The organism is Novosphingobium lentum NBRC 107847 (assembly GCF_001590965.1).
Taxonomy (GTDB): Bacteria; Pseudomonadota; Alphaproteobacteria; order Sphingomonadales; family Sphingomonadaceae; genus Novosphingobium; species Novosphingobium lentum.
Map to the genome: position 1 here is coordinate 75,974 of NZ_BCTW01000011.1, position 15,063 is coordinate 91,036.

The 15,063-nt window shown below is 62.0% G+C and carries 11 protein-coding genes; 6 read left to right on the forward strand and 5 right to left on the reverse strand.

Annotation, left to right across the window (positions count from 1 at the left end; all coding sequences use genetic code 11):
- Positions 1-5: 5 nt before the first annotated feature.
- Positions 6-338 carry an ArsR/SmtB family transcription factor gene (locus tag NL2_RS11570; protein ID WP_068075206.1) on the reverse strand — a complete coding sequence of 111 codons (333 nt, stop codon included), beginning with the start codon at positions 336-338 and terminating at the stop codon, positions 6-8.
- Positions 339-558: 220 nt separating this feature from the next.
- On the opposite strand from NL2_RS11570, the gene NL2_RS11575 reads away from it, so the two are divergent.
- Positions 559-1,518, forward strand: coding sequence for an Abi family protein (locus NL2_RS11575; protein WP_068075209.1), 960 nt, complete (start codon positions 559-561; stop codon positions 1,516-1,518).
- 261 nt (positions 1,519-1,779) lie between these two features.
- On the opposite strand, the gene NL2_RS21180 is transcribed toward NL2_RS11575, so the two are convergent.
- The 4 genes from NL2_RS21180 to NL2_RS11590 are packed head-to-tail and all read right to left on the reverse strand — an operon-like array spanning position 1,780 to position 6,017.
- Positions 1,780-2,307 carry a hypothetical protein gene (locus NL2_RS21180; protein ID WP_157083142.1) on the reverse strand — a complete coding sequence of 176 codons (528 nt, stop codon included), beginning with the start codon at positions 2,305-2,307 and terminating at the stop codon, positions 1,780-1,782.
- A 29-nt stretch (positions 2,308-2,336) separates the two neighbouring features.
- A complete protein-coding gene (locus NL2_RS11580) occupies positions 2,337-3,800 on the reverse strand; it encodes an ATP-binding protein (protein WP_068075212.1) in 1,464 nt (487 codons plus the stop codon).
- Positions 3,797-5,281: a DUF6035 family protein gene (locus NL2_RS11585; RefSeq protein ID WP_218006111.1), complete on the reverse strand. Its 1,485-nt coding sequence runs from the start codon at positions 5,279-5,281 to the stop codon at positions 3,797-3,799. The genes NL2_RS11580 and NL2_RS11585 overlap by 4 nt, the downstream gene beginning before the upstream one ends.
- Positions 5,247-6,017, reverse strand: a complete 771-nt coding sequence (locus NL2_RS11590; RefSeq protein WP_068075218.1) for a BrxR family transcriptional regulator — start codon at positions 6,015-6,017, stop codon at positions 5,247-5,249. Before NL2_RS11590 ends, NL2_RS11585 begins: the two co-directional genes overlap by 35 nt.
- Positions 6,018-6,094: 77 nt before the next feature.
- Between NL2_RS11590 and NL2_RS11595 the strand changes: the two genes are divergently transcribed.
- The 5 genes from NL2_RS11595 (at position 6,095) to NL2_RS11615 (ending at position 15,016) form a co-directional block, all read left to right on the forward strand.
- On the forward strand, positions 6,095-7,237 hold the full coding sequence (locus tag NL2_RS11595; RefSeq protein WP_068075223.1) for an exonuclease SbcCD subunit D: 1,143 nt from the start codon (positions 6,095-6,097) through the stop codon (positions 7,235-7,237).
- Positions 7,234-10,308 carry an AAA family ATPase gene (locus NL2_RS11600; protein ID WP_068075226.1) on the forward strand — a complete coding sequence of 1,025 codons (3,075 nt, stop codon included), beginning with the start codon at positions 7,234-7,236 and terminating at the stop codon, positions 10,306-10,308. Before NL2_RS11595 ends, NL2_RS11600 begins: the two co-directional genes overlap by 4 nt.
- Before the next feature lie 98 nt (positions 10,309-10,406).
- A complete protein-coding gene (locus NL2_RS11605; protein WP_068075229.1) occupies positions 10,407-12,473 on the forward strand; it encodes an ATP-dependent nuclease in 2,067 nt (688 codons plus the stop codon).
- Positions 12,466-14,226 carry a UvrD-helicase domain-containing protein gene (locus NL2_RS11610; RefSeq protein WP_068075232.1) on the forward strand — a complete coding sequence of 587 codons (1,761 nt, stop codon included), beginning with the start codon at positions 12,466-12,468 and terminating at the stop codon, positions 14,224-14,226. Before NL2_RS11605 ends, NL2_RS11610 begins: the two co-directional genes overlap by 8 nt.
- Before the next feature lie 46 nt (positions 14,227-14,272).
- Complete coding sequence (locus NL2_RS11615) at positions 14,273-15,016, forward strand: GNAT family N-acetyltransferase (RefSeq protein ID WP_245647664.1); 744 nt, start codon at positions 14,273-14,275, stop codon at positions 15,014-15,016.
- Positions 15,017-15,063: the final 47 nt, after the last annotated feature.

Genomic DNA, 15,063 nt, shown 5'->3' on the forward strand with positions numbered 1-15,063 from the left:
CTCCATCAGCAGCAAGGCGCCAGTTCGGCGACGAGCGGCGCGCACAGCTCCGCACGCCCGCCGCAGCAATCTTTGACCAAGAACAAGGTAAGGGACCGCAGCGCGTCGAGGTCGGCGCGATAAATGATCGAGCGGCTATGCCGTTCGGATCGCACGATACCGCCGCGAGCAAGGATGCCGAGATGCGCTGACATTGTGTTTTGCGGCACGTCGAGTTGGCGGGCGATTTCGCCGGCAGCAAGACCATCCGGTTCGTACTTCACCAGCAGCCGGAACACATCGAGGCGCGTTCCTTGTGCCAGTGCACCTAAGGCGGAAATTGCTGATTCGCTATCCATATATCCAGCATAGACGATATATGGATAGCTGGCTACGGTGACCGGAGCGTCGCCGTAGCTGATCCGCTTGGGTGGAGCGCGGCTAGGGTGACACGCCGAGGTTTAGCCAGTTTCAATTTTTCATTGAATCCTAATGCGCACGCGCATATATCGGTCTCAACATGGCCGTCCCCGCTGTTGCTTCTGGCATCAAGGGGCGGCCTTCTTCATATCAGGGCGAATGCTTCCGCCCTATACCAAACCCCATCTCAGTTTTGCCGACCAGCTCGCGCTCCTCATGCAACGCGGCTTGGGCGTCACCGACCAGGCCAAGGCCACCCACCATCTTCAGCGGATCGGCTACGGGCGCCTCACGCCCTATTGGCAACCGTTCCAGCAGATCGTCCCTGATCCCGCGGATGCGACGCGGACCGTCCGCAGCGATCAGTTCCGGCCAGGCGCCGAGTTCCGCCACGCCGTCGACCTCTACCTCTTTGACAAGCAGCTTCGCCTTCTGTTCCTCGATGCGATCGAGCGCATCGAGGTCGCGCTGCGCGTGGATCTCGCGCACGCGCTCGGCAAGCGCGATCCGTGGGCGCATCGCTCCCCGGCTTTTCTCGACACCTATCGCGCGAACCAGCAGCTCCAAGGCAGCACCCGCCACCAAGGCTGGCTAACCAAGGCGGATCAGTCCATCACCCGCTCGAAAGACGATTGGGTGATGGAGTTTTTCGCCACCTACAGTTCGCCGGCGCCGATCTGGATGGCCGTCGAGGCGTGGGATTTCGGGACGCTGTCCTGGCTGCTCGAGATGGCGCATCCCAATGATCGCTTCGCGATCGCCAAGCGCTACGGCCTGCTCCCCGATACTCTGGTAAGTTGGATCAGGTCGCTCGCCTTCGTGCGTAACATCAGCGCGCATCACGCCCGTCTCTGGAACGCTGGCATCATCAATCAGCCGCAGGTGCCTAAGCAATTCGAAGCACCGCAGATGGTCCATATCGGGTCCGATGTGGTGCGCCGCAGCCGTGTTTATGGCGCAGCGGCCGTCGCGAGCTATCTAGTCAAGCGGATCAATGCTGGCACCACCTGGGGAGGCCGCATGAAGACGCATTGGCTCACCTTCCCCGCCATGCCGTTCGCAAATCTAGTCCAAGGAGGCTTTCTGCCGGGCTGGGATCAGGAAGCAATCTGGGCCTGATCTGACGATAGAGGTGCGGGCACGACCCTGCCGGACACGCATTTCCGTCGCGTCCCGGTGCGCTTCCCCTCGTGCTGTCAGACGGCAAGTCGTCGATCTATAAGCAGGCGCTGCTGCGCGCTGTTAAGCGTATCGCCGAATACGCTCCGGCCGCCGCCACACCGGCGCCGGACGCAGCATTCAAGGGTCTACTTTACCGAAACACCCTCTGATAAAGTGTTAGACGCGAACCTCAGATATGGAGATCTGGGGTAAGCCCTGTTAGGTCCCGCCAAACTCCGGCGGCACCAACCCGCCGTCTTGAGAGATTGCATAAGGCAGCCCCGCCGTATCAAGCAGACGAAACACGAATGATGCATCGGTTTTCAGCGGTCGACCGAGGCGCAAGTGTGCCGACAAGCCGATCTCTTCCGAAATCTTTAGAAGCGCAGGGCGCTTGATCGTACGCGCGTCGTTGACCCCGTTGGTTTCATAATAGAACGCTTTCGGCCAGGGAATCAGCTCGCCTTCTCGTTCAATCTGAGTCGGCGAGTAAACCGTAGCACCTCGCTCTACCCAGCTATGGATAAACCGGGTGGGCGACGCCTCCGGATTCGCGGCGCGTTCTTCGTCAGTTGCTCCCGCCAAAACGCCGAAGCACAGCTCGGTGCCTGGAACATCAAGTACCAACGCAGCAGATCGAAAAAAGCATGTGCCTCCTCCGGAGCTGCCCACGAGGTTCGCGACCGCGCCTCGCAAGTGGCGCAGTTGAGGGCCACGTTGACCTGTTGGTCCATTAAGTTTGCTCACCAGCAGGTCTATTCCTTCACGCTAGGCTCTCAGCGACCGAGCATTCTACGCAGACTGAACTTCGCTTCGACGGCCGCAGGCGGGACCGCATTCGTCGCCAGCGCCGCCGCAGCTGTCGCCCCAATCACCTCGGTGAGTGCGCTCTCGAAATCGCGGGTCACGTCGTCATAGCCAGACCGAGCATGGACTACCTCATGAAGCAGCGTGCCGGCGAAATCCGGTATGGAAGACAGCTGGTCGCGTCGGATCACGATTGAATTGGTCGCGCCATCCCACAGGCCGAGAGCATCGCTCCCGGTCTCGAAATCGACGCGCATGGTATTGCTGACTCGAACCGCGTGCACGCGGGCGGGGAGTCCGCCCACCAGATCGACGATCGCCTGCGCCTGGCCGAATACCGCCCGCTCGCCGGGTGCTAGTGCATTCGGCTCAACAAAATCGAACACGAAGCTATTATTCCATTCCGACTGATATTGGCCGAGGTCGCGGATCGGCGCGCCTGACAGATCGGTCATCCCCGACACTTCCTGCTGGATCGTATCCGGGATCGTGATGATGCGGATACCGTCACCACGGGCATGGTCGACGGCTGACGAATTACTCATCAGCTGGTCTGCGGTCACAAACAGATAGTCGCCGCTGACGCTGAGGATCCGTACCGCATGGATCGCGACCTCCTTCCACCGAACCTCGTCGCTCCCTTCACCGGACTGCATCGCTTGGAGCTGGCGCGCCAGCTCTTCGGCGACGTCGCTTGCCGTGGCGCTGAGCAGCATCTGCTTTACGCGATCGGTATAGGCGGTGCGGCCGACATTGGTCCGTTCGCGGTTGAGCGCCTTGCGCATCGGCTCAGTAAGCGCGGTGATATTGTAGGAGAAGGCGAAGTTCTCCTCCTCGGCGACCAGCAGACCGGTGACATAGATCCTCGCCACCGCGCCCGGCTTGCGGCGCAGGATGTCACCGATCTTGGTGCTCTCCAGAAGGTCCTCGTCGGAGAAGCGGAGGAAAAAGCCCTTGGCCTTGTCCATCTGCTCGTCGCTCAACCGGCGCAACACAATCATCGTGCCGGTCATCGTTGGATCGGAAGGTGGCTGCACCGCCGCGTGCAGGGTGACGACATCGGCGAAATCGCGCTTGGCCACCTGTGCGAGCGTGATCTCACCATGCGCCGAGCGGATCTCGACCTGGACACCGTTACGATGGAGCGTCGCCATCGCATCCTTCAGGCCGACACCGAACTTGCCGATCACCTTGCCGGAATTCTGAAGCTTCTCGGCATTCTCGTTCTGCGTGAAATGCTCGTAGCGCAGCCCGCGACCATAATCGCGGATGACCCAGCTGCCATCGTCCGCCTTGAATACCTCGATGTCATTGGTGTCGCTGAGCTGCTGCTCGTCGATTGCGTTGGCGATCAGCTCCCGAACCGCATGGGCGCTTTCCCAGGCTTCGAGGATCTTCTCGATGTTGAGATCGAACAGACGTGCTTCCGTCATTTGCCACCCTCCCCCGCCGCCGGTTTCCGGCAAAGATCCTCTGAAAGAAAGTCGAAAAGGCGCTGCTCGTCATCGGCCAGTCGGAAGTGCGGATCGCGCCGCATCGCTTCACGGTTGGCGGAGACTTTGCCCGCCCACTTCCCGCTGGAATCCTGTTCGGCAAGAAGGTGGTGATGTCCGTAAGCGCGCAGCAGGTGGCCAAAGCCCATGAGCAGCTCCGGACGTTGATGGAAAAGATGGTGCGCCACCTCCACGAGTGTGTCGTACCCAAATCCCACGGGCTTTCCCGCTTTTGCTGTCTCGATCACCTTCACCATCCGGATAGGCACGCGCACGTCCGAAGGCGTGCCAAGAAGGTTTGCGCAATAGGCGGCCAGATCATAGTTTAGCTCGGGCCAACGACGATAATAGCCGACCAGGTCGTCAACCCGGTCTTCGGCCAAGGCCCACTCAAAAATCTCTGTTCGCAACTCCTGCTCGGCCGCCACCGCAGCGGCGCGCCACATCGCCTCTTTTGCCGCCTTCTGTTGCTCCCGCAGCTGCGCAAGCTCCGATATTGCCGCGCTCTCGGCCGCTGCGAAATCGAACGCGCAGACGGTCTGGCGATCGACATCGATAAGCAGATCGCTCCACGCAACGAGGCGCGCGACCCAGTCGTCGACGATATGCTCGCCCTCGATCCGCGGCTGTCTGTGCCACGCGCGCACGATCAGCTGGCTCGCCGCGATGGACGCCGCGACCGTCGCCTCGTCGACGACAAGGATGTTCGAATTGTTGCCGAACAGGATGTCGTCGGTCGTCATTCGCCGGTAGCTCGGGTCGAAACTCGGCAGGATCCAAACGAGCGCTGCGCCCTCGTCGCGGTAGAAGCGCTTTCGCCCGAGCACCACATCAAGGAAGGTCGTGCTGAGCTGCACCTCGAACGCGGCTCGGAGATCGCCGCACCGGGCCGACACGTCGGGACGCCGCAGCCCAATCAGCCCCTCGCTTGCGCGCCAGGTCGCCTCCACCCGCACATCTGAGAAACCGGGGTCTGCCGCGAGGCTGCGCACCAGCAGCTCTTTGGTGCGCAGATGTGCGTCGCTCTCCTGTGCGCCGCGATATTTCATGGCGCGCATCTCCGCCTCGGTCAGACCGCTATGAGTGACGGCCGGACAGGACCCGTCCTCCGAACGGTGCCGGAGGTAAAAATTCTTGCGCATGCTGCTCGCCAGAAACAGCGTGACGCCGCACATCGGGCAGACCAGACGCGGCCGCCCACGACTGGCCGCGTTCTTCAGGACGCCCCTCAGGCGAATGGCTGAGGCATAATCGAAAGAGCCGATCAGGCGCTTGGCGTCGAGCAGCCGTCCGGTGCGCCGACTGCGCGCTTCGATGATCGCGGGATCATCGACCGGGGTTGCCCGCTCGCGGGGATCGATGGTGACGTTGCCGCCCATCGCGCGGTCAATACCGCTCGAGACGGGCGCCGGGGCGATCAAGCCCCCAACGCCGCTCAATGTAGAATTCGAGCGCTCGCCGCGTCTCGAAGCGAAGATCGTTGCCCTCGAAGCCATATTCGAGCCGAACCGCCCGCTTCTGCTCCGCAGTCAAATCCGCTCTGGGCCGCAAGCGGACCTCCACAATCATGTCCCAGTCTTCGTCCGGCGGTAGCGTCTCCTCGATCGGGCGCATATTGAAACTGCTGCCGTCCGACACCCGCACGGGGAGGAAGTCGCGCCACTCGTTGCGATCTGGGCTCCAGGCCCGGACATGCAATCGCTCGCCGTCGCTCGCGATATGCGCGGGGGCGATCCACTGGCGATCGCGGCGGCCGGACGACATCGACACATAATCGATCTCGACAAAGCAGCGCCTTTCGATCGCCTGGTTGAGCTCACGCATCACCGGCGCCGGGCATTGCCGGGTCGGTCCGGGAAGCCGCGCAAAATCCGGGTGGGCCTGTGCATATATCGCTTCAAGCGAAGGCGACTCGGTCGTATCTTCGAGTCCGCGATGCGCCCGGTCCGCCACATAGGTTTTGCGAACAGGGTCATATGACGGTGCGGGCGGGCGCACGCGCTCCATGTAAATTCGAAAGTCGACCGCCGCTTGCGCGTTGGAGATGCCGAACCTTTCGATCAGGTCGCGCCTGTTCGCCTGCCCCAGCCAGGTGAGGCATTGGTCCAGATAATGTAGCCTCGCACGCTGCGCGGGCTTGAGCTCGCCGTCGGTCATGGTGCCGACCTTAGTTGACTCTTCGTGTAGAATCCATCTAGTTTCTACACGCATAGAAAATAGATGGAATCAGGGCCATGCGGATTTTGCACACGAGCGACTGGCATCTCGGCCGCCAGTTCTTCCAGTTACCGCTCGACGAGGATCACGATGCGATCCTCGCCCAGATCGATTCGGCCATCCTCGAGCATTCCCCCGACGTGCTCATCATTGCCGGCGATATCTTTGACCGCGCCGGGCCGCCGCAAACCGCGCTCACGCGCCTTCGCGACTTTCTGGTTCGGGCGACGGCCAAACCAGGACTCGCCATCGTCATCATTGCCGGCAATCACGATGCGGCCGCCCAGATCGGCATGCTCGGCGTCCTCGCGCCGATCGAAAAGGCGCTGATCCGTGGACCGCTCGATGCCGACGATCTGCCGATGATGCTCGAAGACGAGCACGGGTCGGTTGCTGTCTCTGCCCTTCCCTTTTCCTATGAGTTCGCCGCGCGAGCCTGCTTTGACGCAGAGGATATCAGCTGCCCGGCCGACGTCATCGCCGCCCAGGTCAACGCCGCACGTGACCGTGTCCCGGCCGGCGCTCGATGGATCGTGGTCGCCCACAGCTTCGTCGAAGGCGCCGCCCCGACGGACAGCGAACGGTCGCTGTCACGCACCGTCGGCGGAATCGAAACGATCAGCGCGGAGATCTTCGACGGCGCCCACTATGTCGCGCTTGGCCATCTCCATCGGGCGCAATCGGTGGGAGCACCGCACATTCGCTATTCCGGCTCGCCGCTCGCCTTCGGCTTCGACGAGGAAGGTCAGGAGAAATCGCTGACGCTGATCGACATGGCGGCCGATGGCTCCATCGAGACAATGGCCATACCGCTAAAGCCCCGACGGCCGGCCCGGACGATCCGGGGGACGCTCGAGGAGCTCGTCGCAGCGCCCGTTGGCTCGGAAGATTTCATCCGCGTGGTCCTCACCGATGAGACGCCCCAAATCGATCCGATGAAGCGCATCCGTGTGCTCTACCCCAATGCTGTCCAGCTCAGTTACGAACGCGCTGAACGCACGCTGGAGGAGAAGCTGGGTGAAGGGCGCGCCGCGATTGACGATCCTGAGACCCTCGTCTCCGACTTCATAGAATTCGTTCGCGGGGAGGCACCGGGCGAGATCGACACCCAGCTCGTGAACACGCTGATCCACGAAGCACGTCAGGAGATCGAGGCGTGAAACCGCTCAAGCTCTTCATAACCGCCTTCGGGCCCTATGCCGCGACCGAGGTCGTCGATTTCCGCCGCGCCGTCGATGCAGGCCTGTTCGGGATCTACGGGCCCACCGGATCGGGCAAATCCTCGATCTTCAGCGCGATGGCGTTCGCGCTCTTTGGCGAAGGTGCGAGACACGAGCAGCCGACGACCAGCATGCGGTCAGGCCATGCCGCCGCGCAGACCCTCACAGAGGTGGCTTTCCTGTTCGAGCTCGGCGGCAAGCGATACTTCGTGCGGCGGCAGCCCGAGCAGAAGCGGCCGAGATTCCGCGGCGATGGCGAGACCGACCATGTCCACACCGCCTATCTGTTCGATGTGACCGATGTCGAGGTCGATGATGTCTCGGTCGACAATTGCGGAACGGTGCTGGCCGAGAAGCGGGTCGGCGTGGTCAACGAACGCATTCGCGAATTGCTTGGCTACGACGTCGAGCAATTCCGCCAGATCGTCCTTCTGCCTCAGGGGCAATTCGAGCGCTTCCTCGCGTCGGACAGCAAGGCGCGTCTGGAGATATTGCGCGGCCTGTTCGACGTCTCGCTCTACGAGCGGATGACCGAGCGCCTGAAGGAGCGTGCCGCCGAAGCCCGCACGACCTACCAACAGGGCATGTCGCTGCACGTTCAGCAACTGACCAACGCCGGGTTCGCCAGCACCGATGATCTGACCAGCGCGATCGATGCAGCGGAAGGACGCTGCGCCGAACTCGATGTCGGCGCCGCCACGGCCGACGCGACCCGTGCTGCCGCCGCCGCCACGCTTGGCAATGGTGAGGCCCTGCAGAAATGTTTCGATGAAGCCAGCGCTGCGGCGACAGCTCTCGCGGCCCTTCAAGGACGCCAGACCGATATGGACGCCCTTCGCGAGCGCCATACGGCGGCCGGATGCGCGGCGCAGCTGGTCGATCGTGATGACAGCGTCACGCGCGCGGTCACAGCCTTGGCTGCGGCCAAGGACGCGGAGACGATCGCCTCGCAGCGCGTGACCGAAACCGTGGCGGCAGAGGCGACAGCGCAGCGGACACTGGAAGATCTGAAAGCCAAGGTCGGTGAAATCGACGCCTTGAAGCGGCAACTTTCCGATTTCGATCGCTACGCCACGGTCCTAACCGATGCCGCCGATTTGAAGGTGCAGGCCGAGAATGCCCAGAGCCTGCTCGCAAGCGCGCGGACCGCGGCCGCGACGGCTCGGCAACAGGCCGATCGTGCAACGCAAGCGCTCATGACCCACCGTACAAATGTCGATCGGGCGCATGCCAACCAGAATGAACGGGTGCGCCTCACCGCAGATCGCGACCGCGTTCAGCGGCTAGCGCGCCACGCACGCGAGGTGGAGCGGGCTCGAACGGCCCTGGAGACCGCCGAAGGGCTTCTGACGAAAGCGCAGACCACCGTGGCGGACGCACGGTTGCACCGTAGCGGCCTTGAGAGCGCGGTCCGTGAGCGGCAGGCGGAATTTATCGCCGGCCAGGCGAGGCTGCTCGCCGAGAGCCTTGAGAGCGGCAGCCCCTGCCCCGTCTGTGGCAGCGCAGACCATCCCCGGCCGGCCCATGGTGGCGAGCCCGCCGCCGGATTGGAGGCCGCATGGCGTGAGGCGCAGGTCGCTTTCGACAGCGCCGCAACGGATGCACAGACGGCGGAATCAGCTTTCAGCGCTGCACGCAGCGTTCGGGATGAACGAAAGACTGCCCTGGAGGCGCTGGACGCGCCCGAAGGCAGTGCCGCGGATCTCGAGGGTGAGGCCCTGCGGATGAGCAAGGCGATCGAGGCGCTGGGCGCTGCTGTCGATGTTGCGTCCCTCGTCGGACAGACCGGGACGCTTGAGGGCAACGTCACCACGGCGGACGCCGAACGCTCGACGAAGGCCGAAGCAGAGCAGTCGGCGGAGACAGCGGCCGCGCTCGCACGGCAGTCATATAATGACCATATCGCCGCAGTTCCTGAATCGCTTCGCGATGCCGCCGCGATCGCGCTTCGGCGACGTACCGTCAGCACGCAGATCGACCAGCGTCAGCAGGAAATCCAGACGGCGCAGGACGCTTGCACGCAGAGCAGCGCTGATCGCGCCGCCGCGGAAAGCGACCGAACGGGTGCGGGAAAGCGTATCGCTGAATGCGACCAGGACCTTGCCGAAGCGCGTACCGCTTACGCGACACGGCGAGCCGAGCTCGGCCTGACCGATGAGCGGTATCGGGTGGCGAAAGCCGATATTGCGAACATCGCGACCATGCTCGAACAACTCGACACCTTTCGCGAAAACCTGACGCGTGCGCAGAGTCGGGTCGAGGATACGAGCGCGGCGATCGCGGATCGCGAGCGCCCAAATCTCGAGCTTCTTCGCGCCGACCGGGATGCTGCGCAGGCAGCTGCCGCGACCGCCACCCGCGCTGCCGCCGACGCGCGAGCGGGTTGCAACCAGCTGACCCAATTGCTCGAAAGCCTGCGCGAGCAGATGGAGCGCCTCGCGCTGTTGAACGAACAATCCGGCCCTTTGCGCGCGCTGGCGGACGCGTTCGAAGGCCGCAACTCGATGAATATCACTCTGGAGACTTACGCCGTCGGCGCGATGTTCGATCAGGTACTGGAAGCCGCCAACCTTCGCTTCGACCCGATGAGCCAGGGGCGATATCGACTGGAGCGCGATGTCCAGACAGTAGGAGGCCGTCGCAAGCGCGGTCTCGATATCCGCGTGCACGACGTTCAGACCGGTCGCGCGCGTGAGGTTAGCACACTATCTGGCGGGGAAACCTTCATCGCAGCCCTCTCGCTTGCGCTCGGTCTCTCGGACATCGTTGAGATGAGTCATGGTGCGATTCGCCTCGATACGATCTTCATCGATGAGGGATTCGGCAGTCTCGACAGCGACAGCGATGGCGGGACGTTGGACCAGGTGCTGCAGGTTCTGCAAGACATGGTGGGCCAGCGTAGAGCGGTCGGTCTGATCTCCCACGTTCCGCTCGTGCAACAGGCGGTGCCCAACGGGTTCAGCGTTGTGAAGACGCCGAGCGGCAGCCGGATCGAGGAGCGGATCGTCTAATGCCAAGCGATTGATGAGCCGCTACCTTGAGGAAGGACACTGCCGGCGGGGACAGTCTCCTCCCGATCCGTTAACAAGGACTGAGGGGGCTTAGCCACATGCGTATAAACCGGGCCAAGATTGAGAATTTCCGGCTGCTTCGCGACGTCGAGATCGGCTTCGAGGAACGCACCACACTCATCGTCGGCCGCAACAACAGCGGCAAGACGTCCATCGCCGAACTCTTCCGGCGATTGCTGTCCGACCGCGCTTTGAGCTTTCGGCTCGAGGATTTCTCGCTCGGTTGCCACGAATGTTTCTGGACCGCGCTGATTGCATATCGCGCGCAACCTGGAGCCTCGGAAACGCTGGATCAGCTGCCTGCGATCAAGCTCGTTCTGGATATCGGTTACGACGTCGATGCCGCCGACCTCGGGCCGCTCAGCGAGTGCGTCATCGATCTGAACCCCGATTGTCACGAGGCACGTCTCGAGTTCCGTTTCGCGCCAAAGGCCACCGCTCTGCAGGCGTTGTTCGCGGATTTCGAGCAGCCGCTCGAAAACCAGGAAGCGGATCGCGCGCGACTCTTCCGTGCGCTCGGAGATCGCATCGCGAGCGCCTATGCGGGGTCGCTCGAAGCCGTCGATCCGAACGACGCGACCAACCGCAAGATGCTCGAGCCCAAGCTCCTTCAGGTGCTTGTAGGCGGCGGGTTCATCAACGCCCAGCGCGGGCTCGATGATGATACTTTCCGCGAGCGCGACGTGCTCGGGAAGGTCGTCGAAGTGCTGTTCCAGTCAGCACTGAACGATGACCTTGATCCCGAGCGGCGCACCACCGCCGAGCAGCTCAAAGAGGCCGTCGACCAAATCCAGGGCGACCTCCACACCGGTTTCAACGCCAAACTGACGTCTCTGCTGCCGACCTTCGACCTCTTCGGATATCCCGGCCTCATCGATCCGGGCCTTGTCACGGAAACGAGCTTCGACGTTGACAAGCTGCTGAGCAATCACACACGCCTGCGCTACCGCGGTGTGAACGGCGTAACGCTGCCCGAGACATACAACGGGCTTGGTGCGCGCAACCTCGTCTACATGCTTTTACAGCTGCTCCGCTTTTTCCGCGAATTCCAGGGCACGCCGACCGCAGCTGGCGTACATCTGATCTTCATTGAGGAGCCCGAAGCGCACCTGCATCCTCAGATGCAAGAAGTCTTCATCCGGCAGCTCGAACACATTTCCAACGCGTTCGTCGCGCAGCTAAACGCCGATCGCCCTTGGCCGGTCCAGTTCGTCGTCACGACGCATTCGCCGCACATGGCCAACGAAGCACGCTTCGAGAGCTTGCGCTATTTCCTGTCGATCCCGGACGGCCTGGTGTTGCGTCGCTCCATCGTTAAAGATTTGCGGCAGGGCATGGGTGGGACGCCTGTCGAGGATCGCAATTTCCTCCACCAATATCTCACCCTGTCCCGCTGCGATCTGTTTTTTGCCGACAAAGCTGTCTTGATTGAAGGAACTGCAGAGAGATTGTTGCTCCCCGCGATGATCCGGAAGACCGATGCCGCCGCGGTCGGCGAGCCGCAATTGAGTAGCCAGTATCTGACGGTTATGGAGGTAGGCGGTGCCTATGCCCACCGCTTCTTCGAGTTGCTCGCCTTCCTTGAGCTCCGGACGTTGATCATCACCGATATCGATACTGTTGCCCCAGGCACGAAGAACAAGCGCGTCGCGGTCCAGGTCGCATCCGGTACGTTCACCAGCAACGCCTGTATCAAAAGCTGGTTCGAGCCAGATGTGAGTCCAATGCAACTCCTGGCCAAGACGGTCGAGGAGAAAACCGGTGGAGGGCGGCGCCTCGCTTACCAGGTCCCTGAACAAGACGGCGGACCTTGCGCCCGCAGCTTCGAAGATGCCTTCATTCTCGCCAACCCGGACCTTTTCGACCTCGGCGAGGGTGACATCGCGACGTTGGCCTATGAGCGTGCGGCCGAGCAGAAGAAATCAAGCTTCGCGCTCGAGCATGCAATCGTGAACACTGAGTGGCAAACCCCGCGCTATATCGCGGAAGGGCTGCGGTGGCTGGCACAGGGCAATCCAGCTCCGACCCTGGCGCCGGCGGCGCTGGCCGCCGAGCTGGTTGCAGAGGTCATCGAGGCGGTCGACGGTGGCCAAGCCAATGGCTGACGAAGAAAGCGCCGCTGATATCGCCGGTCGCGTCGCGCTCGAACGCGTGTATGCTTGCCTCGACGCCGGACAGAGCTTTCGCCTCGAAGCCGGTGCGGGAGCCGGCAAGACCTATTCGCTGGAAAAGGCACTCCGGCGCCTGATTGCGCTGCGCGGCACGGATCTCGTGCGCAAGCGGCAGCAGGTCGGCTGCATTACCTTCACGAACGTCGCGAAGGACGAGATCATCGCCCGCGTTCAGGCGCATCCTGCGGTTCGGCCCGAAACAATTCATGGTTTCTGCTGGTCGGTGCTCCAGGACTTTCAGTCGGATCTGCGCACGGTTGTGCCTGCCCTGCCGGGATGGGCCGACCGTCTCGCGGAAGCGGGTGTTGAGGCGCTTGGTAGCCGCACCGTAAAATATGATCTTGGTTATCCGCGCGTGACGCCAGACGAAGTTTCGCTGAAGCATGAGGACGTGCTCTTGGTGATGATCGAACTGCTCACTCGTCCCAAATTTCGCCAGGTGCTTTCGACCCGCTATCCGGTGCTCCTGATAGATGAGTATCAGGACACAGATGCAGGCTTCGTCGATGCCCTCAAACAGCATTTCCTAGATACCGGCACCGGTCCGGTCATCGGCTTGTTTGGAGATCACTGGCAGAAAATCTACGGCGAGGGCTGCGGCGCGGTTGAACATGCTGCGCTCGAGGCCATCGACAAGAACGCCAATTTTCGCTCGGCCGAGCCGATCGTCGCCGTGCTCAACCGGATGCGTCCGGGGCTGGACCAGATAGCAAGTGATCCGGATGCGCAAGGCGAGGCACGCGTCTTCCACACTAATGCTTGGCCGGGGCAGCGCCGGACGGGCGGACATTGGGCCGGTGATACGTCACCGGAAGCCGCCCGTGCATATGCCGACCATCTGAAGCGGCGCCTGGGAGACGAAGGTTGGGATTTTGCCGTCGAACGCACCAAAATCCTTATGCTCAGTCACAGCGTGCTTGCGAAGGAGCAGGGCTATTCCACGATTCAGAGCATCTACGGTCGGTTCAACGGCGCGTGGCTCAAGAAGGAGGATCCCCATATCAAATTCTTGGCTGACCAACTCGAGCCCGCCGTCGCAGCCTTTCAGGCGCAACGCTACGGTGAGATGTTCGAGGCCTTGGGCGCTGGCAGGCCGAGCATTCGACAACATCAAGACAAGGTAGCATGGACGCAATCCTTAGAGCAGCTCGTCGGACTGCGAACGTCTGGCGCGATCGGCGAGGTGATCGATTTTATCAGGGGCCAGCCTCACCTGCACTTGCCCGAAGCGGTGCTGGAACGCGAACAACGGCTCGCAGACGTTGGGCCGGAGCCGATTGAAGGCGAGTCCAGCAGAGTGACGCAGCTGCGCCAATTGCGCGGCGTCGCCTACGCCGAACTGATGGCGATGGATGCTTTTATCGACGGACACACGCCCTTTGCAACGAAGCATGGTGTGAAGGGAGCCGAATTCGAAAACGTGCTGGTCATCATCGGCCGCGGGTGGAACATCTACAATTTTGCACAGATGCTCGAACGCCTCGATCCCGGTCCACCCGCGGACAAGGTCGAATCCTTCGAGAGCAACCGAAATCTGTTTTACGTCGCGTGTTCCCGACCAAAGCGACGGCTCGCGCTGCTGTTCACCCAGGTATTGAGCGCCGCGGCTATGGCCAAAGTGACCGAATTATTCGGCGACGCCAATGTCATCGCTTTGCCCGCTGACCCACTGCCGGCAGAAGCGTAATGCTTGCTCCCCGCGACCAAAGATGGGCCGGAAGGATGTTTATCCCGTGACGATCGCGAATTCGACGGACGACGATCTCGAAGAGATTCTGGCTTGGCTGCAAGCGGAGGATGTCGCGGGGGAGACCACCTTTCATCCCAACCGGAATATGATTGCGGCGGGTCACGAAGCCGGCGAACTGATCGTGCTCAAGGTCGGCGGCGAGATTGGTGCGTTCGCGCTCGGAGCGCCCGGTGTGATCGATATATTCGAAACGAAGCCAGCGTTTAGGCGAACCGGTGTGGGTCGCATGCTTGCGCAACATTGCATCGGCCGAGCCGCCGAAGCTGACATCGCCGTGATTGAGGGGGAATGCGCGCCGCCTACGTCTCTTCCGTTCTGGGAACATATGGGTTTCCAGCAGATCAGGGCGCGTTACGGCCATAGCCCGTGGGTCGGTTTACGCGTTCCCAAGCTGCTCATCCTTCCGGCCGGCAAGGCTTGTGAGATCATCGTTCGCCTTTTCGATGAGACGATGCTGTACGTTGACGGTGTCGCGCCGGTCGCCGAATATCGTCCGCTTGCTGTCATGGGCGCAGACGGCATCGTCTATCTGCAGGAGCGTTTAGCGCTCTATGCTCCCGACCTCCGGCCGGGCAATGATCTCGCGGTCGAGATCGTCCTCGATGGAAAACGTCTCGGACTCGACAAGGTTAAGCGCGAGGAATTCAAACGTCTCGGTGTCCAGCACGACCGCTTCCTGAATTACTTCATCGACATGATTGATCCCTCTTCGGCGAGAGGCGATTAATGCGGTGACAGGCTCGCGCCTATCGATGGGTTTAGATCAAGCACAGG